The organism is Rhodococcoides sp. S146-33 (genome assembly GCF_059489205.1).
The window spans coordinates 66932-89870 of record NZ_JCAJWY010000007.1 but is presented as its reverse complement, the minus strand read 5'-3'; the positions used below and the strand labels follow the sequence as shown (position 1 = coordinate 89870).

The following is a 22939-nucleotide window of genomic DNA, read 5'->3' as shown; positions in this document are numbered from 1 at the left end:
CCGCCCATGCGTCTGATCGTGGGGTACCAGGCAACATCGAGTGGAGCGGACGGAATAGCCCTGGGGGCAACGCTCGCGCGTTCCTTGCAGGCATCGCTGGACATCTGCGTGGTGCTGCCGCAGGAGCGTCCGGTGCCGTCCAAGGCGCCGGTCGAGACCGCCTACGACGACATCTTGATCGACCAGGCCACGAGCTGGCTGGACGAGGCACTGAAATTGGTGCCCGAGGACGTCGAGGCTCGTACTCACCTGCTGTTCGACGAGTCATTCGCGCAGGGTCTGCTCGACGCAGCCAGGAGTGGAGCCTGCGGAACGACCGAGGGTGACGACGAGTCCGATGCGTACATGATCGTCGTCGGGGCGGCCGGTGACGGTCTGCTCGGACGCCATTCGATCGGTACCGTCACCAGCGATCTGCTGCACGTGGCACACGTGCCGCTCGCGCTGGCTCCGCGGGGGTATCGGCATTCTCCGCCGCAGCGCATCAGGGAGATCACCTGCGCCATCGGAAACAGGCCGGGGGCAGCAGAACTGATCGAGGCAGCCACCGACCTGTCCGTCACCGCAGAGTTGCCGTTGCGCCTGCTCTCCCTCGTTTCCGCGGACGAGCAATCGGCGCAGGGACAGGGCGGTCTCGCCAAGGCCGAGGAGGTGCTGCGCACCGTGCAAGCGGAATTGCCCGCGGGATCGGACGTGCAGTTGAAGGTGGCGGAGGGCTCCGGCATCGAGAAGGCCGCTTCTTCGCTCGACTGGCACGACGGCGATGTGTTGATGGTGGGGTCGTCTCGACTCGCCCAGCCTCACCGTCTCTTCCTGGGATCGGTTGCCGCCAAGATGCTTCGGGTCGTTCCCGTTCCGATGATCGTTGTTCCGAGAGAGGCCGGCGATGAATGAGCACAAGGTAGTGGACGTCGAGTCCAAGGGCCTGTCCGCCGGCCAGCTCGGGTTGCTCGCAAGTGTGGTCCTGGGCATCTCGACCATTGCACCCGCGTACGCGCTCACCGCGTCGCTCGGGCCGACGGTCACCGAGGTCGGGGTCCATCTGCCCGCAATCTTCATCGTCGGCTTCATCCCGATGTTGTTGGTGGCGTTGGGCTATCGAGAGCTCAACGCAGCCGAACCCGACAGCGGCACGTCGTTCACGTGGGCGTCGAAGGCCTTCGGACCGTACGTCGGCTGGATGGGCGGGTGGGGTCTGATCGCGGCCACCATCATCGTGCTCTCGAACCTGGCCGGGGTGGCCGTCGACTTCTTCTACCTCTTTCTCGCGCAGGTCACCAGCAACGATTCGGTGGCCGACCTCACCGGCAACAAGCTCGTCAACATCGTCACCTGTCTGGTGTTCATGGCTCTGTCCGCGTGGCTGTGCTACCGCGGCATGCAGGAGACCAAGCGCGTTCAGTACACGATGCTCGGGTTCCAGTTGCTGGTGATGGCGTGGTTCATCGTCGCCGCCTTCGTCAAGATCGGGGCGGGCGACGGGGCCGACGACATCTCGTTCGGCCTGGATTGGTTCGACCCGTTCGGCATTCCGAGCTTCTCGGCATTCACTGCCGGCCTGTCGTTGTCGATCTTCATGTACTGGGGCTGGGACGTCTGCCTGACGGTCAACGAGGAAACGGCCGGTAGCGCAAAGATTCCCGGCCGTGCAGCCCTGGTGACCGTGTTCTTCATCATCGTGTTGTACTTGCTCACCGCGGTCGCCACCCTGCTGTTCGCCGGCACCGGAGAGACCGGAAACGGACTGCAGAATCCGGACACCACCGACAATGTGTTCGCCGCCCTCGCCGGGCCGGTGATGGGACCGTTCGCGATCCTGCTGTCCCTGGCCGTGTTGAGTAGCTCCGCCAGTTCACTGCAGGCCACGTTCATCTCGCCGGCGCGTACTTTGCTCGCGATGGGCCATTACCAGGCACTGCCGAAGCGGTTCGCCTCCATCACACCGCGATTCAGCACACCGGGCTTCGCGACGCTCGTGGCGGGCGGGGCGTCGGCCGGCTTCTACGCCGTGATGCGAGTGGTGAGCGACAACGTACTCACCGATACCATCGCCGCACTCGGCCTGATGATCTGTTTCTATTACGGCATCACGGCGTTCGCCTGCGTCTGGTACTTCCGCGAGGAATTGTTCACCAGCACGCGCAACGTGTTCTTCAAGTTCCTCGCGCCGCTCCTCGGCGGGGTCGGGATGGCCGTGGTGTTCGTACAGACCTCGGTCGATGCGTGGGATCCCGAGTTCGGCAGCGGCTCATCGTTGTTCGGCATCGGAATGGTCTTCCTCATCGGCGTGGGGATCATCCTTCTCGGCATCGCCATCATGTTGGTGGTGGCGCTACGCAAGCCGGAATTCTTCACGGGCGACATTCTCCGCCGCGACACTCCGTCGCTCATCGTCGAAGACTGACGCGGTGCCCTTGTTCAGAGCTGCCGCACCTCTCAGATCTCCTCTGCCTCGAAGCGCGCGTCGCGCTTGCGCATCTGCCGGATGATCAGTGCAACAACGCCGCCCCCGATCACGGCGCCCACTACTGCGCCTGCCCACGAGCTCACCTGCGAGTAGACGTCAGGCTGCAGCCTGACGGGGACTCCGACGTAACCGGCTGCTGCGATCACACCGACGATGATCCCTCGGAGTCGTCCGGCCTTTGCTGCGGTGTAGATGTTCACTCCGCGGACCGCCGAATAGCCGATCGTTGCACAGCTGATCAGCGTAAAGACGACGAGAATGCCCAGCGCTATCCACGCTCCGGTCGTGTTCGCCGCCCAGGGCAGAATTGCACCGCCGATGAGCGCAGCCCAGAGGAACAGCTGAAAACCGATGGCGGAGGCCTCGTTCCACACGTCCCGCTGGCGTTCGTCGTCGTAGAACTCGTCGTCCAGATCGCCGATGATTCGCATGGTCTTGATGAATGCACTCATGTCACTCCTCGTTTCCGAACAATGTCTCGACAGTGGTGTCCAACGCCGCGGCCAGCTTCAGTGCCAGGTAGACGCTCGGTGCGTAGTCGCCGCCTTCGACGGAGACGATGCTCTGCCTGGACACTCCGCAGGCCTTTCCGAGCTCCGCCTGGGTCAGCCGCGCCGCTTTCCGGTGTTCACGCACCGCGTTGGTCCTCAGCGCGTTGTTCATAACAAAAGTCAAGCCGACTTGTCAGAAAATGTCAACCCTTCTTGTCATCGATCGTCGACTGAAGTCGGTCCGTCGACGTCGATGCAATAACATCCGCTACCGCGGATCGAGTCCCCTCAGGAGCGCCTGCAGCCCGAACTCGAAGGCATCCTCGGATCGCTCGTGCAGATCTCCCGCAGCGTCCAGTGCAGCTTTCAGTTCCGGCTCCACGGCGCGGCCGCTGCGCCACGGCGCCTCGGGAGCCGCCAGATCCAGGGCCGAACCGAGCACGTAACTGTCGAGCACGGTGATGATGCGGAGCACGTCGGCAGGCTCGAAGCCGGCATCTGCCAGCACCCGCGCCAACGTGTTGTACATCCCGAACGCAGCGCTGCTGTTCACGGCCTGAGCCGTCAGCAAGGGAATCAGTCGTGGGTAGCGCCCGTAACTGTTTCGATACCCGCGCGCGATCCAGGCGAGCGCCTCGCGCCACGGCGTACCAGCCTCCGGCATCTCCACCTCGGACATCGCGCGACCCCGCAGCAACTCGATGATCTCGTCGCGTCCGGACACGTGGTTGTAGAGCGAGGACGGGCTGACTTTCAGCTTCTTGGCCAGCTGAGGCATGGTGAATCCGCCCGACTCCTCGACGAGAGCCAGGGCTGCCGTCGTGATGCGATCGACGTCGAGAAGCGGTGCCGGCGGTCTTCCCACAGCAATTCTCCCGTATCCGTTGCGTTCGAGGCAGACATCAACGATACTTAACGAATCACATTCGTTTTAGCAGGAGACCGGCATGCTGACCATCACCAAGCTCACACCTCCCGAGGCACCGATTCGGACCACCCCGACCGATCGGCCGCCACTGCGGGTCGGCCTGGTGCAACATCGCTGGAATCCCGACGCCGCAGGATCGAAAAGCGAACTGCTCGAAGCCATTTCCACAGCCGCCGGCCTCGGGGCGCAGGTCGTCTTCCTGCCCGAGATCACTCTGCTGCGCTACCCGGCCGACACCCCCGCCGGCGCAAATCCCGGCAGCGCGGCCGAGGATCTGCTGACCGGGCCCACCTTCGGCCTGGCCGCCGAGGCCGCCGCCGCCAACGGCATCGTGGTCCATGCCTCGCTGTACGAGAAGTCCGAGGCGGCAGACGGATTGGGCTTCAACACCTCCATCATGGTCTCGCCCTCCGGCGAACTGCTGGCCAGAACCCGCAAGCTGCACATCCCCATCTCGGCTGGATATTACGAGGACACCTACTTCCGCCCCGGCCCGGCCGAGGACCCGTACCCCGTCTATTCACCGGAGCAACTCGGCGGTGCCCGAGTGGGTCTACCCACCTGCTGGGACGAGTGGTTTCCCGAGGTCGCGCGTAGCTATGCACTCGGTGGCGCAGAGATACTCGCGTATCCGACGGCCATCGGGTCCGAGCCGTCGTTCCCGGCGTTCGACACCCAGCCGTTGTGGCAGCACGTGATCGTCGGACACGGAATTTCCAACGGCCTGTTCATGGTGGTGCCCAACCGGTGCGGCGACGAAGGCGCGATCACGTTCTACGGGTCGTCGTTCATCTCGGATCCTTACGGCCGCATCCTGGTCCAGGCACCGCGCGACGAACCAGCTGTGCTCGTCGCAGATCTCGATCTCGATCAGCGGCGAGAATGGTTGGAGCTCTTCCCGTTTCTGCTCACTCGCAGACCGGACACCTACTCGCGCCTGACCGAGCCCGTGCGCTCGGACGCTCCCTACGGTGACGGACACGCTGCGACGCCGGTGATCAAATGACCACGACCGCAAAGCAATACACGATGCCGTCCGAGACGGCACCGCAGGACAAGGTCTGGATGGCGTTCCCGTGCGAAGGCTATTCCCTCGGCGACGACCCGGCGGCCAAGCACGAGGCCCGCTCCACCTGGGCGGCCGTCGCGCATGCGGTAGCGGAGTTCGAGCCGGTGACCGTTGTCGTCGACCCGGCCGAGCGTGCGGTGGCCGCGACCTACCTTTCGCGCGATATAGACATCGTCGAGGCCCCGCTGAACGACGCATGGATGCGCGACATCGGCCCGACATTCGTTCATTCGGATGACGGTTCGGTTGCTGCCGTCGACTGGATCTTCAACGGCTGGGGCGCACAGGACTGGGCGCAGTGGGACAAAGATTGTCTCATCGGCGAATTCGTCGCCGATCAGGCTGCGGTGCAGCGGATTACCTCTCCCATGGTCAACGAGGGCGGCGGCATTGCGGTCGACGGCGCAGGCACGGTTCTGGTCACCGAAACCGTGCAACTCGATCCCGGTCGCAATCCGAGCCTGACGAAAGCAGATATCGAGGCCGAGCTGGCGCGGACCATCGGTGCGCAGCACGTCATCTGGCTGCCACGCGGGCTGACGCGTGATTCCATGCGGTTCGGCACTCGTGGCCACGTCGACATCGTTGCAGCCATTCCATCACCGGGAACGGTTCTGGTGCACAGTCAACGAGACCAGGCTCACCCTGATCACGCGGTCAGCGCACTGATCATCGATACCTTGCGCGCCACACACAGTGGCTCGGGCGAAGACTGGCACATCGTCGAGGTGCCGGCTCCGCAGACGTTGCGGGATTCGGACGGATTCGTCGACTACAGCTACATCAATCATCTCGTCGTCAACGGCGGCGTGATTGCCTGCAGCTACGACGATCCTGCCGACAGCGAGGCAGCGGCGATCCTGCGCGACGCCTATCCGGGGAGAAAGGTGGTGAGCGTGGACGCGCGGCCGCTGTTCGAGAGAGGCGGTGGCATCCACTGCATCACCCAGCACCAGCCGTCGGCGCGCGATCTCGGCCGATAGTCGGGTCTTACGAGCTGCGTCGAACTTCCAGCTGCTCGCCGACGACGACGGTCTGAGCCTCGGTCACGCAGTCCAAGCGTCCGTCGAGACGCAGTGACACGTTGTACTCGCCCGGCTTGAGGGCGAAAGTGACGATGTCGATGCTCGAGATGTTCTCGCCGACGGTGACGCGGTGGCTCAGCGACAGCATGCCGTTGTGCAGAATCTCGCACATCTGTCCCGGCAGGACATTGTCGACGTGAACGGTGATGGTCTTGGGTCCGCCGTGAGCCTCGATGGTGGGCTGCGGCGTGCTCGATCCAACGAGTCTGAGGTAGCTCTTGTCTCTGCGCACGGCCTCGACTTCCCTGTTAGCGTGCTCCACCGTGAGGTGAACGTCCGACGCGGTCTCGTTGGTACTTCGTGGCGCGACGAAGGGCGGATTGGTAGTGCACATCGTCATCGGCCTCGAACCGAGCCTCTCTTATCATCGGGCGCACGCTCGACCACGTTACGAACCCGCGCCCGACCAGCCCTGCAACAGCCGCTGACACCGGACAAACGTGATGTCATCGGACAGAACATACCTCCCGGACGGCAGATCTGCGAACGGACTGATCGAAACCGAGACCTTTACGTATCTTTGCAACGTGTCACCCCAGGTCTGGGACAATCCACACGATGCCGGTCATTTGCTTGGGTCGAACCCGAGCAGTTCGGCTTTGTCGGCGGCAAGCTCGGCTTCGCGCACTTGACGCCGCCGATTCCTGACACCCACCAGACCGGCCGCGAGCCCAACCGGCGCTGCGATCGCCGCCCCGATCCACAGAGACTGGAGATTGCCGCCACCGTAGTGAGCCAGGAGTCGGAGCGCCGCTCCTGCACCGGCGAGAAAGAAGAGCAGTCCGGCGAACGCTATCCGCGAGCGTCGAAGTTTCTGCGCGGCGTACATGTCGACCCCTCGCACCCTGGCGTATCCCGATACCACCAAGGACACGGACATCAGCACGAGGAACAGCCCGAGCGCAATCCACGCCCCGGCGACACCCGCCGCGAAGGGCAGCACTGCGCCACTGATCAGTCCGATCCACAGCAAGGACTGAAATCCGACGGCAGAGGCCTCGTTCCAGATGTCGCGTTGGAGCTCGTCGGCGTAGAACTCGTCGTCGAGGTCGCCGACGAATCGGGATGCTGTGACGAATGCACTCATGATCGACCTTTCCTTTGGGCTATGGACTAGGTAAAAGTCAACTCTGCTTGTCATAAAATGTCAAGGGTGATTGTCATTGGCCTGCTTTTACGTCGACGTAACGCGGGAAACAGACTCGTCACCGCGGAACATACCGTCGCAATAACTTCCCTTTACTGTTCGCAATCGCGAATACACCTCTGTATACAAACTCCGAAAGGGCCGTAGATGCCTGCTGTCTCGAAGCGCATGTCCGTCAAGCGCGTCATGGTCGTTCCCGCAGCTCTGGCTGCATTGAGCCTGGTCGCCACCGCCTGCGGCAGCAAGGCCGGCGACACCACCTCCGCCGAGGGCGGCGCCACCGCCACCTCGTGCGTGGACACCTCGGGTGACACCATCAAGGTGGGCTCGCTCAATTCCCTGTCCGGCACCATGGCGATCAGCGAAGTGACAGTGCGTGATTCGATCGCACTGGCCGTCGAACAGATCAACGCAGCGGGCGGCGTCAACGGCAAGCAGATCGAGGTCGTCGCCGAGGACGGCGCGTCCGAGCCCACCGTGTTCGCCGAGAAGGCAGAGAAGCTCATCAGCAGCGATTGTGTTGCAGCAGTTTTCGGCGGTTGGACCTCGTCGAGCCGCAAGGCGATGCTGCCCGTGTTCGAGGACAACGACGCTCTGCTCTACTACCCCGTGCAGTACGAGGGCCTCGAGGCGTCGGACAACATCTTCTACACCGGTGCCACCACCAACCAGCAGATCATTCCGGCCCTGGACTACCTGAAGGAACAGGGCGTCAAGTCGCTCTACCTGGTCGGTAGCGACTACGTCTTCCCGCAGACGGCCAACCGCGAGATCAAGGCCTACGCCGCGGCCAACGGCATCGAGATCAAGGGCGAGGACTACACCCCGCTCGGCTCGACCGACTTCTCCACCATCGTCAACAAGGTGCGCTCCGCCGACGCCGATGCGGTGTTCAATACCCTCAACGGCGACTCGAACGTCGCATTCTTCCGCGAGTACACCAACGCCGGCCTCAAAGCTGCTGACATGCCGGTCATCTCGGTGTCCATCGCCGAGGAGGAGGTGGCGGGCATCGGAGCTGCGAACATCGAGGGCCAGCTGACCGCCTGGAACTACTACCAAACCGTCGACTCTCCGGAGAACACCAAGTTCGTTGCCGACTACAAGGCGAAGTACGGTGCCGACAAGCCCACCTCGGATCCCATGGAGGCTGCCTACACCTCGGTCTACCTCTGGAAGAACACGGTCGAGAAGGCCGATTCCTTTGCGGTGGCGGACATTCAGGCCGCGGCCGATGGCGTCAGCTTCGCCGCTCCCGAGGGTGAGGTCGTCATCGACGGCGACAACCACCACATCTCCAAGACCGCCCGCATCGGTGAGATCCGCGCCGACGGGCTGATCTACACGGTGTGGGAGTCCCCCGAAGCGATTGCACCCGACCCGTTCCTCGAGACCTACGACTGGGCCTCCGACCTCAACTGACCATCCCCTCGTGCGCGTTTTGCGTAGCCCTGGCTACGCAAAACGCGCACGAGCTCCGAAGGAGCTCCCCCATGGACGTCGTGATCGGACAGTTGTTCACCGGCCTGTCGATCGGATCCATTCTCTTGCTCGCCGCCCTCGGGCTCTCACTGACGTTCGGTCAGATGGGCGTCATCAACATGGCGCACGGCGAGTTCATCATGGCCGGCTCCTACACGGCCTACGTTGTGCAGCAGATCGTCTCGACCGGCGGCGCCTCACTGTTCATCTCGCTGATCGTCGGCTTCCTCGTCGGCGGCGCGATGGGTGTGCTGCTCGAGGTGACGCTGATCCAGCGCATGTACCACCGCCCACTCGACACCCTGCTCGTGACGTTCGGCGTCGGGCTCATCCTGCAGCAGCTCGCACGCGACATCTTCGGCGCTCCGGCGGTCAACGTCGTCTCCCCGGAATGGCTGAGCGGCGGCGTCGACATCCTCGGTGCGGTGGTCCCCAAGACCAGAATCTTCATCCTCGTCCTCGCGGTCGTCGCCGTCGTCGCACTGTCGATCGCGCTGAAGAAGACGGCAATGGGTCGACGCATCCGCGCGGTGGTGCAGAACCGCGATCTCGCGGAGACCTCGGGCATCTCGAGCCGCAGGACCGACATCTCGACGTTCTTCCTCGGCTCCGGTTTGGCGGGTGTCGCGGGCGTGGCACTGACTCTGATCGGATCCACCAGTTCCACTGTGGGACAGAGCTATCTGATCGACGCCTTCCTCGTGGTCGTCGTCGGCGGACTCGGCCAGATCAAGGGTGCGGTGATCGCCGCTTTCGCTCTCGGAATCCTGAATTCGTTCATCGAGTACAGCACCACGGCCTCGATCGCCAAGGTCATCGTGTTCGTCCTCATCGTGATCTTCCTGCAGGCCCGCCCGCAGGGCTTGTTCGCCGTCAAGACAAGGAGCCTGGTATGAGCGAGTTCATCGCCAAGCGCGGCGCTCTACTGGGATTCGCGCTCGCCGCGATCCTGCTGTTCGCCGTCGCTCCGGCCGTCCTCAGCGACTTCCGGTTGAATTTGCTGGGCAAGTTCATCTGCTACGCGATCGTGGCCGTGGGAATCGGATTGGCGTGGGGTCGTGGCGGAATGCTCACTCTCGGCCAGGGCGTGTTCTTCGGGATCGGTGCCTACATCATGGCCATGCACCTGAAGATCTCCGACGCCGATCTTCGTGGTGACGCCGTTCCGGACTTCATGTCCATCGCCGGTATCCGTGAATTGCCCTCGTACTGGCTGCCGTTCACCTCACCCATCACGACGATCCTTGGCATCCTGTTCGTGCCTGCCCTGGTGGCTCTGGTTCTCGGACTCGGTGTGTTCAAGCGCCGGGTCAAGGGCGCGTACTTCGCGATCCTCAGTCAGGCCCTGGCCGCCGCCTTCGCCATCCTGCTCATCGGACAGCAGAGTACCGGGGGTTCCAACGGGCTCAACAGGTTCCGCACGTTCTTCGGGTTCAACCTCAACGACCCCGCGAACAAGCAGATGCTCTTCTTCATCGCCGCAGGCGTGCTGCTCGCCGTCGTCGCCATCACCCGCCAGCTGATGTACTCGCGTTACGGCGAGCTGCTGGTGGCGGTGCGTGATCAAGAGGAGCGCGTGCGCTTCCTCGGTTACGACCCGGCCAACGTCAAGATCGTGGCGTACGTCGCCGCGGCCTTCTTCGCCGGTCTGGCCGGGGCACTGTTCGTTCCGATCGTCGGCATCATCTCCCCCAACGACGTCGGCATCGTCCCGTCCATCGCGTTCCTCATCGGCGTCGCCATCGGCGGCCGCACCACCCTTCTCGGCCCGGTCCTCGGTGCCCTCGGAGTCGCGTGGGCTCAGACCACGCTGTCCGAGCAGTTCCCGTCCGGCTGGACGTACGCGCAGGGGCTGCTGTTCGTGGTGGTCGTCGGATTCTTCCCCGCCGGCATTGCCGGACTCTTTGCCTTGCGCAAGCGAAAGCAGGAAGCCGAATCGGTCCCCGAATCGAGCGCAGAACCAGAGAAGGAACTCGCACGATGATTCATGTCGAAGGCCCACAGCCCACGTTCGGCGGCAACGCCGGCATGTCGAGTCAATACCTCGAAGTCCGAGATCTCACGGTCAGTTTCGACGGTTTCAAGGCCAACACGAACGTCGATCTGACGCTGATGCAGGGCGATCTGCGCTTTCTCATCGGACCCAACGGTGCCGGCAAGACCACGCTGATCGACGCCATCACCGGTCTCGTTCCAGCCACCGGATCGGTCACCAAATCCGGGGTGGAACTGCTGGGCAAGAAGGTGCATCAGATCGCTCGCCTGGGCATCGGTCGAACCTTCCAGACCGCCAGCATCTTCGAGAATCTGACGGTGTTGCAGAACCTGGACATCGCCGCCGGATCCGGACGATCGGTGCTGACGATGTTGCGTCGACGCGGATCGGTGCTGCCTGCCATCGAGGAGGCCCTCGAGACCATCGGGCTGACAGCCGAGCGGGACAAGGCTGCAGGAATCCTGGCGCACGGCCAGAAGCAATGGCTCGAGATCGGAATGTTGTTGGTACAGAACGCCGATGTGCTCCTACTCGACGAGCCGGTCGCCGGAATGAGCCACGAGGAACGCGAGGAGACGGGTCAGCTGCTGCAACGTATCGGCGGTGAGCGGACCGTCGTGGTGGTGGAGCACGACATGGACTTCATGCGGATGTTCGCCACCTCGGTGACGGTGTTGGCTGCCGGACGCGTTCTGGCCGAGGGCACCGTGGCCGAGGTCCAGGCCGATCCGAAAGTCCAAGAGGTCTATCTCGGCACCGCCGCGGCGGGCGAGGAACTCGAACAGATCGCAGAAGAGGGAGCCGGTCATGCTTGAACTGGTGGATGTGCGTACCGGTTACGGCCGCAGCGAAGTGATTCACGGTGCGTCGCTGACGGTTCCGGCCGACGGTGTGGCTGCGGTGATGGGCCACAACGGTGCAGGCAAGACCACGCTGTTGCGCGCAGCGGTCGGATTGTTGAAGGTGAACTCCGGCAAGGTCATGTTCGACGGTGAGGATGTAAGTGCGTTGCGTCCCAGCGCGCGCGTCGCCCGCGGACTCGCCTACGTGCCACAGGGTCAGCAGTCGTTCGGCCAGTTGACGACGGCCGAGAACCTGCAGGTGGTCGCCGACGGACGCAAGCGCGGCAAGGCTCTCGTCGACGAGGCACTCGATCTCTTTCCGGCGCTGAAGGAATTGCTCGGTCGCAGAGCAGGATTGCTCTCGGGTGGTCAACGCCAACAACTGGCCATCGCCCGCGCACTGATCACCGAACCTCGGATGCTGATCCTGGACGAGCCGACCGAGGGCATCCAGCCGTCGGTGGTCGCCGAGATCGAACGCACCATCCTCGAGCTCACCCGTCACGGCGGACTCGGCGTGTTGTTGGTGGAACAGCACATCGGCTTCGCACTCGAGTCTGCGCAGAACTACTACATCCTCGAGGCCGGCCGCATCACGTCCACCGGCGTGGGCGGAGCCGAGTCCGAGGCCGACGTACGCGCAGCCATGGCAATCTGACCGGACGAATGATGCCGCGCAAGGACCTTCGCGAGAAGGTCTACTCGTCGCTGCGCCGGGATCTTGTCTCCGGTGCCATCAGCTCCACGGAACGGCTCGGCGAGGAGCGTCTCGCGGAGCTGTACGGGGTCTCACGCACTCCCGTGCGGGAGGCACTGGCACGGTTGCAGGCCGACGGTCTCGTCACCCGTGACGAGGCCGGCCTGCACGCCTACCGCCCTCGACTGACCGACCTGCCCGATCTCTACGAGCTGCGGGCCACCCTCGAGGCCCGCGGCATCACGCGTTCGACGTCGCAGTCCTTCGATCGGGCCGCACTGTCGAACCTGTCGGCCACCTGGGTCGCGCTCCGCACCGACCCGCCCGACACCACCGACGACCTGGTGGCTCTCGACGAAAGCTTTCACGTGACATTGCTTGCAGCGTCGGGTAATTCGGCACTCACCGATGCCCTGTGCACGGTCAATGCCAAGGTACGGCCGGTACGGATACTCGGTGGACTCGATGCATCGGCCGTCGTCTCGGCGATCGATCAGCACATCGACATCGTCGAGCACGTGTTGGCCGGAACCCTCGATACCGCTCTGGAACTACTTCTCGCCCACATCGAATCCTCGCGCGATCGAGTGGTCGAGCGTGCCCAGCACGCCGCGGCTCTGGCGGGTGCCGTCCGAATCTGACGCGTCAGACGCGAGCCGCCAGGAGTGGAGCCTGCGGAACGACCCGACTAGCCCGCCAGGAGTGGAGCCTGCGGAACGCCCCAACTAGTCCGAGAGAATTCGATCGATGTCGTCGAGCACGGCCTGTCCACCCTTGGGTCCGACGCCGGTGATCCAGTAGGACTGATCCACCGCGTGCGGATTCGGCAGCACGGCCGTGTTGGCGGTGATCGACGCCGGGATCGCTTCCGGGTCCGACGGATCGGTAGCGGTGACGACGATCAGGTCCGCTGCCGCCTGGGCAGCCAGTTCGGGCGAAAGGTCGACCGAGATCTCGTCGGCCCATTCCGGCCGCGGCGGAGTGGTGAACCCTGCGCACTCGAGGGTGCTGCCGGCGAACGAAGACGGCCCGTACAAGGTCAGCTCACCGTTGCGAGGCCGGATGAGTTGCGCTGTCTTTCCTTCGGTTCCGAACTTCTCGGCAATCTTGCCGCACCGGTCGTCGTATGCGTCGAGCAGTTCCTCCGCCTGTGCCTCCCTGCCGAGTACGCGTCCGACGAACCGGACACTGTCGCGCCACGGATCGGATTGGGAGGCGATGAACACCGTCGGTGCAATGGCGGAGAGTTGGTCGTAGTACTCGGCGTGCCGGGTTTCGGTGCCGAGAACGAGGTCGGGTTGCAAGGCCGCAATGTCCTCGATGGTCGGTTCGGCCACGGTGCCGACGGTCGCGATGCCTGCCGCTTCGGTGCCGAGATACGACGGCACACCGCTCACCTCGCTGAGCACCGCGGTGCCGACAGGTACGACGCCGAGGGCGACGGTGGTGTCGAGCTCGACCGGTTCGAGAGTGACCACGCGCAGTGGGGTTTCCGGAACGTCGACGGTTCCCCGAACGGTCTCGATCGATCTGGCGGCACCGCTCTCGGTCGTGGCCGCAGTGGACGAGCACGCGGTCACAGCGAGCGCTACGACGACGAGCGCGAGCCCGGCTCCGCGAGCCTTGAACTTCGTCATGGGTCCTCCGAGGGTGAGTTGTGCCTGTTCATAAAGAGGTTAGCCTAGCCTTCAATGACCCGATGACGATCCGGACGCCAGTCGGTACGGTGTGACTGTGACCACTCCACGTATTCCGTCCGGAACCGCCAAGACTCTCGGGCCCGTCAACTGGGTCATCTGCAAGGTGATCGCCAAGGGTGCGGGCGTGCCGAATCCCCATCTGTTCACCACCCTCGGTCGCACCGGCGGCCTGTTTCGAGCATGGCTGTTCTACAGCGGGCACCTGATGCCCGGCGGCAAGATCTCGCGCAAGGAATCGGAAATGGTGATCCTGCGCGTGGCCCACCTACGCGATTCCGCATACGAAATGGACCACCACATTCGGCTCGGCCGGCGCGCGGGTATCGACCGGGATCTACTCGAGTCGATCATGACCGGACCGGACGCGCCGGGACTGTCGGCGCGTTACCGCACCATTCTGACCGCCGTCGACGAGCTCATCGGTACCAAATCGCTCACCGACACCACGTGGGCCGAGCTCGCAACGCAATTCGACGAACGTCGGCTCATCGAATTCTTGCTTCTGGTCACCCAATACGACGGCCTGGCAACGACTCTCGGCACCCTGCGCGTCGAACGTGACTACGGCGACCGGCCACCACGACGATGAGCGAGTCGACCGAGACGGCACTGCGCCGCGCCCTCGAGATGATCGAGCCGGAGATGCTGCGCGGACTGGCACGCACAGACGGCGGTTACGTCGAATTGTTGCCGGACGTTCCGGCCCCGAACCCGTCGCCGGCGAGTATCGCGATGAACAATCGTGTGGTGGCAGCGATATACGAAAAGCTGTGGCGCCCGTTCGGAGTGTCCCTGATGGGGATCGCCGGCATGTCGATGTCGGCCGAGCGCGCCAAAGCCGTCGCCGACCTTCGATTGAGCGGCCCGCAGCGTGTACTCGACGTTGCGTGTGGCCCAGGCAATTTCACGAGGTTCCTGTCCGAGGCTCTCACCGGTGACGGGCTCGCAGTGGGGTTCGACATCTCCGAGGCGATGATTGCCCGGGCAGTACGCGACAACCGAGGCCCACGTGCGGCATACGTACGCGGGGATGCAGCGCATCTGCCGTATGCGGACGCGACATTCGACGCCGTCTGTTGCTACGCCGCGCTCTATCTCGTTCCGCAGCCGATGACGGTGCTGGACGAGTTGATTCGCGTCCTACGGCCGGGTGGACGCATCGCCATCATGACCAGCTGCGAGCCACGCCCGGCACCGCTCGGTTCGGTGGTGGGCTTCGGAACCGGCCTGGCGGGCGTCAGGATGTTCCCGAAGAATCAGTTCACCGATATCTTCGACCGGGCAGGTATGACCGATATCGAGCAGGAGATTCGCGGACTGGCCCAGTTCGTCAGTGCCACCAAGCAATAGACGGCTGGGACGGTCTTCTAGTTCTTGGGTCCGTAATCGTCTACGATCCATCGCCCGTCGTGATCGGAAACGGTCACGGCGAGAATGTTGGCCACCGTACCGCCGTCGGGCGACTGCACGTTACGGGTCTGCTGCTGCGCGTACACCGAGATCTTGTACACCCCGTCGCTCTCGGAATCGACTGCTGCCGAGAGCGCCTCGCCCGAGGCGACCACCTGCGACTCGGTCATGATCGCCGTCAGTGCATCCTTCACGCCGTCGTACCGGTCCTGCAACGGTTGCGCGGCACCGTCCTTGACACTGGCGAAGAATGCATCCAGGTCGTTGTAGTCGTACGTCAGCGATCTGGTCGTGTAGTCCCGGGCTGTGTTCAATGCGATCTGCCGATCGGTCTCCTGCTGCCGCGCAGCGGCGAGATCGCCTGCCGCGGTGTGCCACAGGTAGCCGAACACCGCTGCCACCACGACGGCAACCACCGCCAGTGCCGCTGCGACAACCGTGTAGGTCGAGCGACCGGACCCGCGGGGAGTGGAGGTCGTCGACGCCTGGGGCGCAGTGGAATCCGAGGCCGTCGACGAGCTCTCGGCCGGGGTGTCGTGTTCCTGAGGGGGCGCGGTATCGGTCATGAGGGTCACTCCAGTGTGGGATAGAGAAATCGGTCAGTTCGGGATGGTCACGGCTACACGCGCGGGCCCTCCCTCCGGGAAGATTCCGCCCAACATGTCGATGATCTTCCCGGCGTCGACCCGCAACGGCTTGATCGGTGCCGTGTACGGCTTCAACAACGTGGCGATCAACGCCAGGTCGGGGGACGTCGGTGTCAGGTAGCTGTCGATCTTGGCGACGAGTGGACCGACCTCGTCGTCCCACACGTCCGAGGCCACATACGAGTACTGCTCGAACGCTTGCAGAAGACTCGACACTCCCTGGCCGGTGGACCCCACCCACGGACCGGCGTCGGTGAGTACCGGACCGTAACCGTAGGCCTGTCGGCCGAGCTGCTGGGCATTGTCGTAGAGATGCCGGATCTCCTCGTTCTTGTCCCGCAGTGTCAGAGCGAGCAGCCTGAAAGTGTCGACGAGGTTGTCGATCTCCGGGTCACGGCCCACCACCGCGGTGTTCGCGGTCTCCGCCAGTCCCGAGAGCGCACCGGTGTCGATCTGCGCCACGAGCGCATCGACTTTCCCGAGGGTGTCGCTGACGGTGGCCGAGACGAGCGTCCGATCCATCGGGATCACCGACCCGTCGTGCAGGTACGGCGCGCCTGCGTGGCGCGGTCGGATATCGAGGTACTGCTCCCCCGCCACCGACAGGTTGGCCACGACGGCATCGGAATCGACCGGAATGCGATGGCTCGCATCAAGATTGATCGTCACACTCAGTCCGTCGGCGGTGACGGCGATGTCGTCGACCTCGCCGATCTTCATTCCGCGTGAGGTGACCTGTGAGGTCGTCATCAGACCGCCTGAGCTCGCCAGTTCCACGATGACCGTGTTGTGGTCGCGGCGCGGGTCCATGCCGAGAACACCGACACTCATGTAGCCGATGCCGGCCACGGTGAGTATCAACAGCGCGACGAGTGAGAACACCGTGGAGAATTTCATCGCACTATTCCGATCGATCTCAGGACGCCGATCATTTCGTCCGCCCTGGCCCCTGCGTCCGGTGCCTCTTCGGCTCGAACGGAGTCGATCGCGATGTTCGGCGTCGTGGAGAAGAAGGGCACGAGGCGCTCTCTCAGCAGAGTATTCACCTTCTCGGCGTTCATCGGGACGGTGGTGTCGGCCGACGAGATGGTCATGATCGCGGGCAGTATCACGGCGATCGCGCCGCTCAATTCCTGATAGGGCGGAGCGAGTACGTCACCGACGTGCTGCGTCCCGTAACCGAGGGCGAGGATCAAATTAACCACACTGAAGAGCACCTCGGAAAGTCCCTGCGCCCGTGATGGGCCCAGGTCCAACACCCGCGTCAGTCCCGCCTCCTGCTGTATCAGCGTATTCGAAACTCCCTCTGCTGCAGCGAGAATACGGTCGATGTCGACGGTGTTGGCTCCGAGATCGGTAATGGCCGCACGGGCCGCAGTGTTCACCCGATCGAACATCTGTGGATCCTGCGGCACCGCCGCGTTGACGTTGTTCACCGCCTCCTGCAGTTGGACCACGTGTCCTCCGGTCACCACATTCGACAACCCGCGCAATACGTCCTCGACGTTGTCGGCCGGCACGGTCCGTTCGAGAGGAATGAGATCCCCGTCCGCCAATTCGCCACCACCGGAATCATTCTCGGGCGGCTGGAGCGAGATGTAGATCTCGCCCAGAATTGTGCTCTGCCGAAGCTCGGCGATCGTGTTCTCGGGTAGGCGGACCGCGGCCGCCAGATCGACCGTCGCAACCGCTTTGTCGTCTTCGAGCGTCACGTGGTCCAGAACCCCGGCATCGACGCCGTCGACGACCACCTTGGCTTTGGCCGGCAGATTCAGCACGCTGGCGAACTCGATGCCCACGGTGTACTTGTCGCCGTCGACGTAGCTGCCGGGGATCGGCAGATCGGCCGGGTTCACGCTGCACCCGGCGATCACCGTTCCGATCACCAGAATCGTTGCGGCCCGGAATCGTGTTCGCGTCATCGCCATCCCGCCGATCCGAGAATCAACTGCACCAGTCCGACGTCGATGACATCGCCTCGCTGCTGGTCGGCCGAACAGGTGGGGCGGTACTTGTTGATCACCGCACAGATCTCGTTCGGAGAATTGGTGTCGATCTCGAATTGCGGCGGGTGGTAGGTCAATCGGCCCGCACGCAGATCCTCGTCGTAGAGCGTCACCAACGAATCGGTCACGGCGGGGACCTGTTCGAGAATGTCCTTGATATCGCCGATTCGGCCCAGCCCCACGTCCACGATGGGTATCAACTGGTCCAAAAATGCATAGATCTTGTCGCTGTACTTGTCGAGTTGTCGTTCCAGGACGGGAATGAGCTCCACCGCCAACCCCACTGCGTCGGAGAACTCGTTGGTGAACTCGGACAGCGTGATCATGCCCGCCTTCAGGTTGTCCAGCAGCTTGGCGACGTCGGGCCAGTTGACCGCGAACACGTCGACGAGCTTGTCGATGTTGTCGATCAGACGTCGCACGGTGGCGTCCCGATCGGTGGGCTCACCCACCAGCACCGAGAGCTGCTGGATGGCCGAATTGAGCTGTGGCCCAGATCCGTCGAGGGCATCGTCGAGCGATCGAAGGGTGTTGCCGAGTATCTCCGGTCGATTGCCGTCTGCATCGGCCGGACCGAGCAGATCCGTGGCGAGCTTCGAAACGGCATCGAAGGTCTCGCTCGCACCGAGAGGAGTCCGCGTGCGCGCCAGCGGAATGCACTCGGTTCGGTCGAAACCGGGCCCGTCGGTGTACGGCTCGGTGAATTCCACGCGCCGGTCGGTAACAATGGAACTGGACAATGTCACCGCGCCCACATCGGCCGGTAAGGCGAGGTTCTCGTCCACCTCCATGGTCACCAAGACGCCGTCGGGAACGTCCTCGTCGGTGGCGATGGACGTCACCGTTCCCACCTCGACGCCGAGCATGGAGACCGAGTTGCCCTCGTACAGGCCTACCGTGTCGGTGAATTCCGCACAGACACTGGAGGTTCGGCCCACCACATCGAGCGAACCACTCGCGGACGCAACGGTACCGGTCAGTGCGGCCACTGCCACCAGCGATACTGCGACCACGACCGGTCGCTTCCACTGTGGAGCCATCAGCACGCCCTCCCCGGAAGCGGAATACACACGGCCGCGCCGGTGACGACGCTCTGCGACTGATCGACGACCGCTCCATCGGCGTCTCCGTATGCCACCAATGCGCCGATCTGGTCGGAGGCGGTCTTGACCTGGGTCAGCGCCGCATCGAAGTCGCCGAATTGCGCGAAGACCTTCTGCACTATCTCCTCCAGCTGCACCACCGAAGGCTCGATGCCCTCCTCGTATGCCATCAGGGGCCGGTGCAACAGCGCGAACAGGCGCTTCAAAAGATCGAAGGCGCTGACCACATCCGTGCGCTTGTCACCGAAGCCTTTGGTCAGAGTCCCCAGCTGCCGCACCAACTCGTCCAGCATGAGGTCATCGGACGACAGAGCCGCGGTGTACTCGTCGGACACCGCCAAACCCCTTTCGAGTTGATCGGAGCGCTGAGCGATCACATCGGTGAGCTGGGTGAGATTGTCGACCACCCGGCGAGTCGACTCCGGCTGGACGGTCAACGCCGCGTCCACCTCGGCGATGGTCGCGCGCAGTGTCGAGCCGTCGATGTCGCGGACCAACGGTGTCACTTGCTCGAGTGTCTTCGAGAGGTCGAACGGGGTCTTGGTGCGCTCCGTCGGAATGGGGGTATCGCCGAGAGGTGCCTCGCCGGCGGACACGAGCTTGACGTAGTGCCCACCGATCGGAGTCAGCAATTGCACCGAGAGACTCGAGGTATCACCGACGAAGACATCGCGATCCACTCCGAATGTGACATCGACGTGATCGCCCGCGAGAGCCACCGTGCGCACTGCGCCGACTGCGATGCCGGCAATTCGGATCTCGTCCCCGGCCGCCAGGCCACCGGACGAGCCGAAATGCGCGACGTATGTCTTCTCGCCGAACGGCACGGCGTACACCGCGCCTGCTCCCAGCAGCAGCGCTGCAGCCACGAGCGCGCCGAGCAGACCCCACGTCAGATGCTTGCGGTTCTCGGACTGCTCGTCGCGAACGCCCTTGCGGACAGTTCTGTTCATCGGCACACCACCAAATTCTGATTACCGAGAACGATCCGACCGATTCCCGGAATATCCTGCTGTCCTTGACTACACGTGTAGGTCTGCCCCGGTTCGGGGATACTCCGGTTCAATCCGGTCAACAACGACGGGGCCAATGCCAGCACCTCCGTCACCTGATCGGTTTGCGGGATCAGCCGCCGAAGCATGCCGTCCACCGGTGCGTATCCGCCGTCGTAGGCGTCGCGCAGTTGCTCGCCCAGTCCGACCAGTGGGCCGAAGCCGTAGTTGGTTTGATCGAGGGACGACAGGACGCTGTCCATCTCGGTACTCAAGCGCGATACCAGCGAGGTCAACTGCTCGACGAGGCTCGCCACCGATGCCGACTTTCCGCCGATGGTCGAGGAGATGCGGCCCAGGTTGTCGATCAGCAGGGCGATGATCGCCTCACGTTGGGTGGCGAAGGTGGTGATCGTGTCGATGTCTCTCAACACCGGCGCTATTCCGCTGCCGTCGCCCTGCACCATCCGAAGAATGTTCTGCGCGAACAGGTTCAGCTGATCGGTGTCCAATGTGTCGAAGATCGGCTCGAACCCGTTGAACAGCTCGGTGATGTCGAAGGAAGGCACCGTGTTCTCGAGCGAGATGGTGGAACCGGCAGGAAGTAGCAGCCCGGAATCGGATCCCGATTGCACCAGTTCGACGTACCGCTGACCGAGCAGGTTCTGGTATCTGACGGCTGCCTGCGTTGTCTCGTACACCGACCGAGAGGACTCGACCTCCACCGACACCGTCGCCAGTGAGCCGTCGAGCTCGATCGACTCGACCTTGCCGATCTGCACTCCCGACATGCGAACATCGTCGCCCTCGTACAATCCCGATACATCGTCGAAGGTCGCTGTGTAATAAGACTTCTCACCGCTCACAGGAGTTCGCAACGCTGCGACGATCACGTATGCGCACAGCACGATCACCACGGTGAACACCACCAATTTGACGACGGTCCCGCTCACTTTGATCACCGCTCCCCCCGACTTTCGTATGCGGACACTGCGCTCGTCATGTTCGGCATCGTGCGCACGATGACGTCGAGCTGCAGTTGCGGCGCACCGTCGACCATCGGGAACGCATCGGACACACCGTCGATGACCGTCGGCACCCGGTCGTATGCCGGGGCCAATGTTCCGAGCGAGGCGGTGATCGGCACCAACAGGTCCAGAGTGGTCGAGAGCAACTTCGTCAGGTTCGGGTTGTTCGTCTCGAGCAACTTGCCCAACGGAACAAGCAATTCGTTACTCAGGCCGTCGATGGCGTCGAGGGTGCGGGTCCGGTTGTCCATCGGCTCGTAGTAGGCGCTGTTGTCCACCACTCCCACCACCAGATCCAGCAGCGGCGGTATCAGATCGTCGATGCCCTGTCCCAGTTCGCCGCCGCGATGCAACTTGAGCGACAGCGGATCGATCTGATTCTCGGTGAGCATGCGGGCGGTGTCGAAGTAAGGCTTCAGGCTTTCCGACACGTCCGAGGAGATCCGAGCCAGCAGATCCCTCAGGTGTTGCACCTGGTCGGTATCGAGCACCTCGGTCAATGCCGCGACCCGCCGAAAGACGCTGGTGACAGTGACATTGGCACTATCCGGTGCAATGGTGAGCGTCGAGTTCTCCGGAAGGGCTCCGCCTTTACCGTCGGAGATCAGCTCGATGGCCGTCGAACCGAAGACGTTGGACGACGTGAACTGGGCCTGCAGCGTATCGGTCAATTCTGCCGATTGAGCTCCGTCGATGGACAATTCGATTCGCTGGCGACCGAATCCGAGTGTGTCGATCCGGTCGACGGTACCGATCGCAAGTCCCCTGAACTTGACCTCGGCCCCCGGGGCAAGACCATCGCCAACGGTTGCCGCATCGATGGTCAACGGGAACTTCGACTCGAAATATCCCTTGGCGTAGGCGGTGAGCAGCACCGCCACCACTGCGACGATCGCGACGACGACCAGCCCACGCGTTCTGAGCGCAGCCGGCCCGGCAGACCGTCCGGACAAATCCTCGAAAACTGCCATCAGCCCGAAATCCTTATGCCCGAATCGAATCCCCACAGCACGATCGTCAGGATCATGTCCAGAACGACGACGGCGATCAGACTCGCCCTGATCGCGCGCCCCGATGCCCGCCCCACACCCTCGGGTCCGCCGGATGCGTAGTAGCCCTGGTAACCGTGGATCAGGATGATGGTGATGACGAATATCGTCGCCTTGAGCAGCGACCAGACGACGTCCATCGGCTGCAGGAATGCCGTGAAGTAGTGATCGTAGGTACCCGAGGACTGGCCGTTGAACACGTTGACGACCACCTGGCACGCAACGTAACTGAGAATCAACGTCAGCAGGTAGAGCGGAACGATGGTGATGATGCCCGCGATCACTCGCGTGGTGACGACGAACGGGATCGAACGAATTCCCTGCGCCTCGAGGGCATCGATTTCCTCGGAGATTCGCATTGCGCCGATCTCTGCGGTCATGCGACACCCGGCCTGCGCGGCGAAGCCGATGGCCGCGACCATCGGTGCCAGCTCACGGGTGCTGGCATAGGCGGAGACGAACCCGGTGAGCGGTTCCATGCCCACCATTCCCAGCGTGTTGAATCCCTCGATGCCGATGGAGGCCCCCACCGCGACACCCAGTACGACGAGCACCGAGACGGTGCCCCCACCGACCACCAATGCCCCACTGCCCCAGGTGATGTCGCTGAGAATCAGCATCATCTGCCGACGGTAGGTACGCACGGTATGCGGAATAGCGGTGAGCACCTGCACGCAGAAGGTCAATTGATGACCGAGCGCCTGCAGCATCGAACCGGGACCGCGCCCGAGGCGCTGGACGTACCGGCCGACCTGGACGGTGCCGTGCGGCGAGTAGCGAGATGGTGTTGCCATCGATTG

The 22939-nt window shown here is 63.4% G+C and carries 26 protein-coding genes; 12 read left to right on the top strand and 14 right to left on the bottom strand.

Translation table 11 applies throughout. From position 1 onward, the window contains the following. Window positions 1-6: 6 nt before the first annotated feature. Window positions 7-894, top strand: coding sequence for a universal stress protein (locus AC5WEY_RS22555; RefSeq protein ID WP_495647629.1), 888 nt, complete (start codon window positions 7-9; stop codon window positions 892-894). Then, the gene (locus tag AC5WEY_RS22550; protein WP_495647628.1) at window positions 887-2404 is read left to right on the top strand and encodes an APC family permease; all 1518 of its coding nucleotides are present in this window, start codon (window positions 887-889) and stop codon (window positions 2402-2404) included. The genes AC5WEY_RS22555 and AC5WEY_RS22550 overlap by 8 nt, the downstream gene beginning before the upstream one ends. 32 nt (window positions 2405-2436) lie before the next feature. Here AC5WEY_RS22550 and AC5WEY_RS22545 read toward each other — a convergent pair whose 3' ends face one another. From AC5WEY_RS22545 to AC5WEY_RS22535, 3 genes are all read right to left on the bottom strand, one after another. Beyond that, entirely contained in the window at window positions 2437-2919 is a 483-nt protein-coding gene (locus AC5WEY_RS22545) for a DUF2029 domain-containing protein (protein WP_495647627.1), read from the bottom strand. 1 nt (window position 2920) lies between these two features. Then, window positions 2921-3130: a helix-turn-helix transcriptional regulator gene (locus tag AC5WEY_RS22540; protein ID WP_057475097.1), complete on the bottom strand. Its 210-nt coding sequence runs from the start codon at window positions 3128-3130 to the stop codon at window positions 2921-2923. Between the two features lie 96 nt (window positions 3131-3226). Next, the gene (locus AC5WEY_RS22535; RefSeq protein ID WP_495647626.1) at window positions 3227-3823 is read right to left on the bottom strand and encodes a TetR/AcrR family transcriptional regulator C-terminal domain-containing protein; all 597 of its coding nucleotides are present in this window, start codon (window positions 3821-3823) and stop codon (window positions 3227-3229) included. Between the two features lie 82 nt (window positions 3824-3905). Between AC5WEY_RS22535 and AC5WEY_RS22530 the strand changes: the two genes are divergently transcribed. Then, window positions 3906-4892 (top strand): nitrilase-related carbon-nitrogen hydrolase, encoded by a 987-nt coding sequence (locus AC5WEY_RS22530; protein WP_495647625.1) that lies wholly within the window; start codon window positions 3906-3908, stop codon window positions 4890-4892. Continuing rightward, window positions 4889-5938 (top strand): agmatine deiminase family protein, encoded by a 1050-nt coding sequence (locus AC5WEY_RS22525; RefSeq protein WP_495647624.1) that lies wholly within the window; start codon window positions 4889-4891, stop codon window positions 5936-5938. Before AC5WEY_RS22530 ends, AC5WEY_RS22525 begins: the two co-directional genes overlap by 4 nt. 7 nt (window positions 5939-5945) lie before the next feature. On the opposite strand, the gene AC5WEY_RS22520 is transcribed toward AC5WEY_RS22525, so the two are convergent. Beyond that, window positions 5946-6272 (bottom strand): hypothetical protein, encoded by a 327-nt coding sequence (locus tag AC5WEY_RS22520; RefSeq protein ID WP_495647623.1) that lies wholly within the window; start codon window positions 6270-6272, stop codon window positions 5946-5948. A gap of 333 nt (window positions 6273-6605) precedes the next feature. Beyond that, complete coding sequence (locus AC5WEY_RS22515) at window positions 6606-7127, bottom strand: hypothetical protein (protein ID WP_495647622.1); 522 nt, start codon at window positions 7125-7127, stop codon at window positions 6606-6608. A 207-nt stretch (window positions 7128-7334) separates the two neighbouring features. On the opposite strand from AC5WEY_RS22515, the gene urtA reads away from it, so the two are divergent. The 6 genes from urtA to AC5WEY_RS22485 all read left to right on the top strand — a co-directional run bounded on the left by urtA (window position 7335) and on the right by AC5WEY_RS22485 (window position 12845). Next, window positions 7335-8609, top strand: coding sequence for an urea ABC transporter substrate-binding protein (urtA, locus tag AC5WEY_RS22510; protein WP_495647621.1), 1275 nt, complete (start codon window positions 7335-7337; stop codon window positions 8607-8609). Window positions 8610-8680: 71 nt separating this feature from the next. After that, on the top strand, window positions 8681-9565 hold the full coding sequence (gene urtB, locus AC5WEY_RS22505) for an urea ABC transporter permease subunit UrtB (RefSeq protein WP_027498414.1): 885 nt from the start codon (window positions 8681-8683) through the stop codon (window positions 9563-9565). Next, on the top strand, window positions 9562-10653 hold the full coding sequence (gene urtC, locus AC5WEY_RS22500; protein WP_057475090.1) for an urea ABC transporter permease subunit UrtC: 1092 nt from the start codon (window positions 9562-9564) through the stop codon (window positions 10651-10653). Before urtB ends, urtC begins: the two co-directional genes overlap by 4 nt. Continuing rightward, window positions 10650-11480: an urea ABC transporter ATP-binding protein UrtD gene (gene urtD, locus AC5WEY_RS22495; protein ID WP_032380315.1), complete on the top strand. Its 831-nt coding sequence runs from the start codon at window positions 10650-10652 to the stop codon at window positions 11478-11480. Before urtC ends, urtD begins: the two co-directional genes overlap by 4 nt. Next, complete coding sequence (urtE, locus tag AC5WEY_RS22490; RefSeq protein WP_495647620.1) at window positions 11473-12165, top strand: urea ABC transporter ATP-binding subunit UrtE; 693 nt, start codon at window positions 11473-11475, stop codon at window positions 12163-12165. Before urtD ends, urtE begins: the two co-directional genes overlap by 8 nt. 8 nt (window positions 12166-12173) lie before the next feature. Continuing rightward, window positions 12174-12845, top strand: coding sequence for a GntR family transcriptional regulator (locus AC5WEY_RS22485; protein WP_495647619.1), 672 nt, complete (start codon window positions 12174-12176; stop codon window positions 12843-12845). Window positions 12846-12929: 84 nt separating this feature from the next. On the opposite strand, the gene AC5WEY_RS22480 is transcribed toward AC5WEY_RS22485, so the two are convergent. After that, complete coding sequence (locus tag AC5WEY_RS22480) at window positions 12930-13841, bottom strand: ABC transporter substrate-binding protein (RefSeq protein ID WP_495647618.1); 912 nt, start codon at window positions 13839-13841, stop codon at window positions 12930-12932. A 91-nt stretch (window positions 13842-13932) separates the two neighbouring features. Between AC5WEY_RS22480 and AC5WEY_RS22475 the strand changes: the two genes are divergently transcribed. After that, window positions 13933-14493 carry a carboxymuconolactone decarboxylase family protein gene (locus tag AC5WEY_RS22475; RefSeq protein ID WP_495647617.1) on the top strand — a complete coding sequence of 187 codons (561 nt, stop codon included), beginning with the start codon at window positions 13933-13935 and terminating at the stop codon, window positions 14491-14493. Continuing rightward, on the top strand, window positions 14490-15254 hold the full coding sequence (locus AC5WEY_RS22470) for a class I SAM-dependent methyltransferase (protein ID WP_495647616.1): 765 nt from the start codon (window positions 14490-14492) through the stop codon (window positions 15252-15254). Before AC5WEY_RS22475 ends, AC5WEY_RS22470 begins: the two co-directional genes overlap by 4 nt. Before the next feature lie 17 nt (window positions 15255-15271). On the opposite strand, the gene AC5WEY_RS22465 is transcribed toward AC5WEY_RS22470, so the two are convergent. Genes AC5WEY_RS22465 through AC5WEY_RS22430 form a run of 8 tightly spaced genes read right to left on the bottom strand, consistent with a single transcriptional unit; the run spans window position 15272 to window position 22933 of the window. Then, window positions 15272-15880 carry a hypothetical protein gene (locus AC5WEY_RS22465; RefSeq protein ID WP_495647615.1) on the bottom strand — a complete coding sequence of 203 codons (609 nt, stop codon included), beginning with the start codon at window positions 15878-15880 and terminating at the stop codon, window positions 15272-15274. Between the two features lie 33 nt (window positions 15881-15913). Continuing rightward, window positions 15914-16858 (bottom strand): MlaD family protein, encoded by a 945-nt coding sequence (locus tag AC5WEY_RS22460; protein WP_495647614.1) that lies wholly within the window; start codon window positions 16856-16858, stop codon window positions 15914-15916. Further along, window positions 16855-17883 carry an MlaD family protein gene (locus AC5WEY_RS22455; RefSeq protein ID WP_495647613.1) on the bottom strand — a complete coding sequence of 343 codons (1029 nt, stop codon included), beginning with the start codon at window positions 17881-17883 and terminating at the stop codon, window positions 16855-16857. Before AC5WEY_RS22455 ends, AC5WEY_RS22460 begins: the two co-directional genes overlap by 4 nt. Continuing rightward, window positions 17880-19007 (bottom strand): MCE family protein, encoded by a 1128-nt coding sequence (locus AC5WEY_RS22450; protein WP_156399328.1) that lies wholly within the window; start codon window positions 19005-19007, stop codon window positions 17880-17882. The genes AC5WEY_RS22455 and AC5WEY_RS22450 overlap by 4 nt, the downstream gene beginning before the upstream one ends. After that, complete coding sequence (locus AC5WEY_RS22445; RefSeq protein ID WP_495647612.1) at window positions 19007-20023, bottom strand: MlaD family protein; 1017 nt, start codon at window positions 20021-20023, stop codon at window positions 19007-19009. Before AC5WEY_RS22445 ends, AC5WEY_RS22450 begins: the two co-directional genes overlap by 1 nt. Then, window positions 20020-21024, bottom strand: coding sequence for an MlaD family protein (locus AC5WEY_RS22440; RefSeq protein ID WP_495647611.1), 1005 nt, complete (start codon window positions 21022-21024; stop codon window positions 20020-20022). Before AC5WEY_RS22440 ends, AC5WEY_RS22445 begins: the two co-directional genes overlap by 4 nt. Next, on the bottom strand, window positions 21021-22061 hold the full coding sequence (locus AC5WEY_RS22435) for an MlaD family protein (protein ID WP_495647610.1): 1041 nt from the start codon (window positions 22059-22061) through the stop codon (window positions 21021-21023). Before AC5WEY_RS22435 ends, AC5WEY_RS22440 begins: the two co-directional genes overlap by 4 nt. Further along, on the bottom strand, window positions 22061-22933 hold the full coding sequence (locus AC5WEY_RS22430; protein ID WP_057475080.1) for an MlaE family ABC transporter permease: 873 nt from the start codon (window positions 22931-22933) through the stop codon (window positions 22061-22063). Before AC5WEY_RS22430 ends, AC5WEY_RS22435 begins: the two co-directional genes overlap by 1 nt. Window positions 22934-22939: the final 6 nt, after the last annotated feature.

Coding starts and splice junctions, on each gene's coding strand:
- AC5WEY_RS22525 (WP_495647624.1), top strand. CDS start 4,889: ATGACCACGACCGCAAAGCAATACACGATGCCGTCCGAGACGGCACCG.
- urtB (WP_027498414.1), top strand. CDS start 8,681: ATGGACGTCGTGATCGGACAGTTGTTCACCGGCCTGTCGATCGGATCC.
- AC5WEY_RS22450 (WP_156399328.1), bottom strand. CDS start 19,007: ATGGCTCCACAGTGGAAGCGACCGGTCGTGGTCGCAGTATCGCTGGTG.
- AC5WEY_RS22430 (WP_057475080.1), bottom strand. CDS start 22,933: ATGGCAACACCATCTCGCTACTCGCCGCACGGCACCGTCCAGGTCGGC.
- AC5WEY_RS22460 (WP_495647614.1), bottom strand. CDS start 16,858: ATGAAATTCTCCACGGTGTTCTCACTCGTCGCGCTGTTGATACTCACC.
- urtD (WP_032380315.1), top strand. CDS start 10,650: ATGATTCATGTCGAAGGCCCACAGCCCACGTTCGGCGGCAACGCCGGC.
- AC5WEY_RS22515 (WP_495647622.1), bottom strand. CDS start 7,127: ATGAGTGCATTCGTCACAGCATCCCGATTCGTCGGCGACCTCGACGAC.
- AC5WEY_RS22540 (WP_057475097.1), bottom strand. CDS start 3,130: ATGAACAACGCGCTGAGGACCAACGCGGTGCGTGAACACCGGAAAGCG.
- urtA (WP_495647621.1), top strand. CDS start 7,335: ATGCCTGCTGTCTCGAAGCGCATGTCCGTCAAGCGCGTCATGGTCGTT.
- urtC (WP_057475090.1), top strand. CDS start 9,562: ATGAGCGAGTTCATCGCCAAGCGCGGCGCTCTACTGGGATTCGCGCTC.
- AC5WEY_RS22530 (WP_495647625.1), top strand. CDS start 3,906: ATGCTGACCATCACCAAGCTCACACCTCCCGAGGCACCGATTCGGACC.
- AC5WEY_RS22480 (WP_495647618.1), bottom strand. CDS start 13,841: ATGACGAAGTTCAAGGCTCGCGGAGCCGGGCTCGCGCTCGTCGTCGTA.
- urtE (WP_495647620.1), top strand. CDS start 11,473: ATGCTTGAACTGGTGGATGTGCGTACCGGTTACGGCCGCAGCGAAGTG.
- AC5WEY_RS22550 (WP_495647628.1), top strand. CDS start 887: ATGAATGAGCACAAGGTAGTGGACGTCGAGTCCAAGGGCCTGTCCGCC.
- AC5WEY_RS22485 (WP_495647619.1), top strand. CDS start 12,174: ATGATGCCGCGCAAGGACCTTCGCGAGAAGGTCTACTCGTCGCTGCGC.
- AC5WEY_RS22455 (WP_495647613.1), bottom strand. CDS start 17,883: ATGACGCGAACACGATTCCGGGCCGCAACGATTCTGGTGATCGGAACG.
- AC5WEY_RS22445 (WP_495647612.1), bottom strand. CDS start 20,023: ATGAACAGAACTGTCCGCAAGGGCGTTCGCGACGAGCAGTCCGAGAAC.
- AC5WEY_RS22435 (WP_495647610.1), bottom strand. CDS start 22,061: ATGGCAGTTTTCGAGGATTTGTCCGGACGGTCTGCCGGGCCGGCTGCG.
- AC5WEY_RS22470 (WP_495647616.1), top strand. CDS start 14,490: ATGAGCGAGTCGACCGAGACGGCACTGCGCCGCGCCCTCGAGATGATC.
- AC5WEY_RS22545 (WP_495647627.1), bottom strand. CDS start 2,919: ATGAGTGCATTCATCAAGACCATGCGAATCATCGGCGATCTGGACGAC.
- AC5WEY_RS22555 (WP_495647629.1), top strand. CDS start 7: ATGCGTCTGATCGTGGGGTACCAGGCAACATCGAGTGGAGCGGACGGA.
- AC5WEY_RS22465 (WP_495647615.1), bottom strand. CDS start 15,880: ATGACCGATACCGCGCCCCCTCAGGAACACGACACCCCGGCCGAGAGC.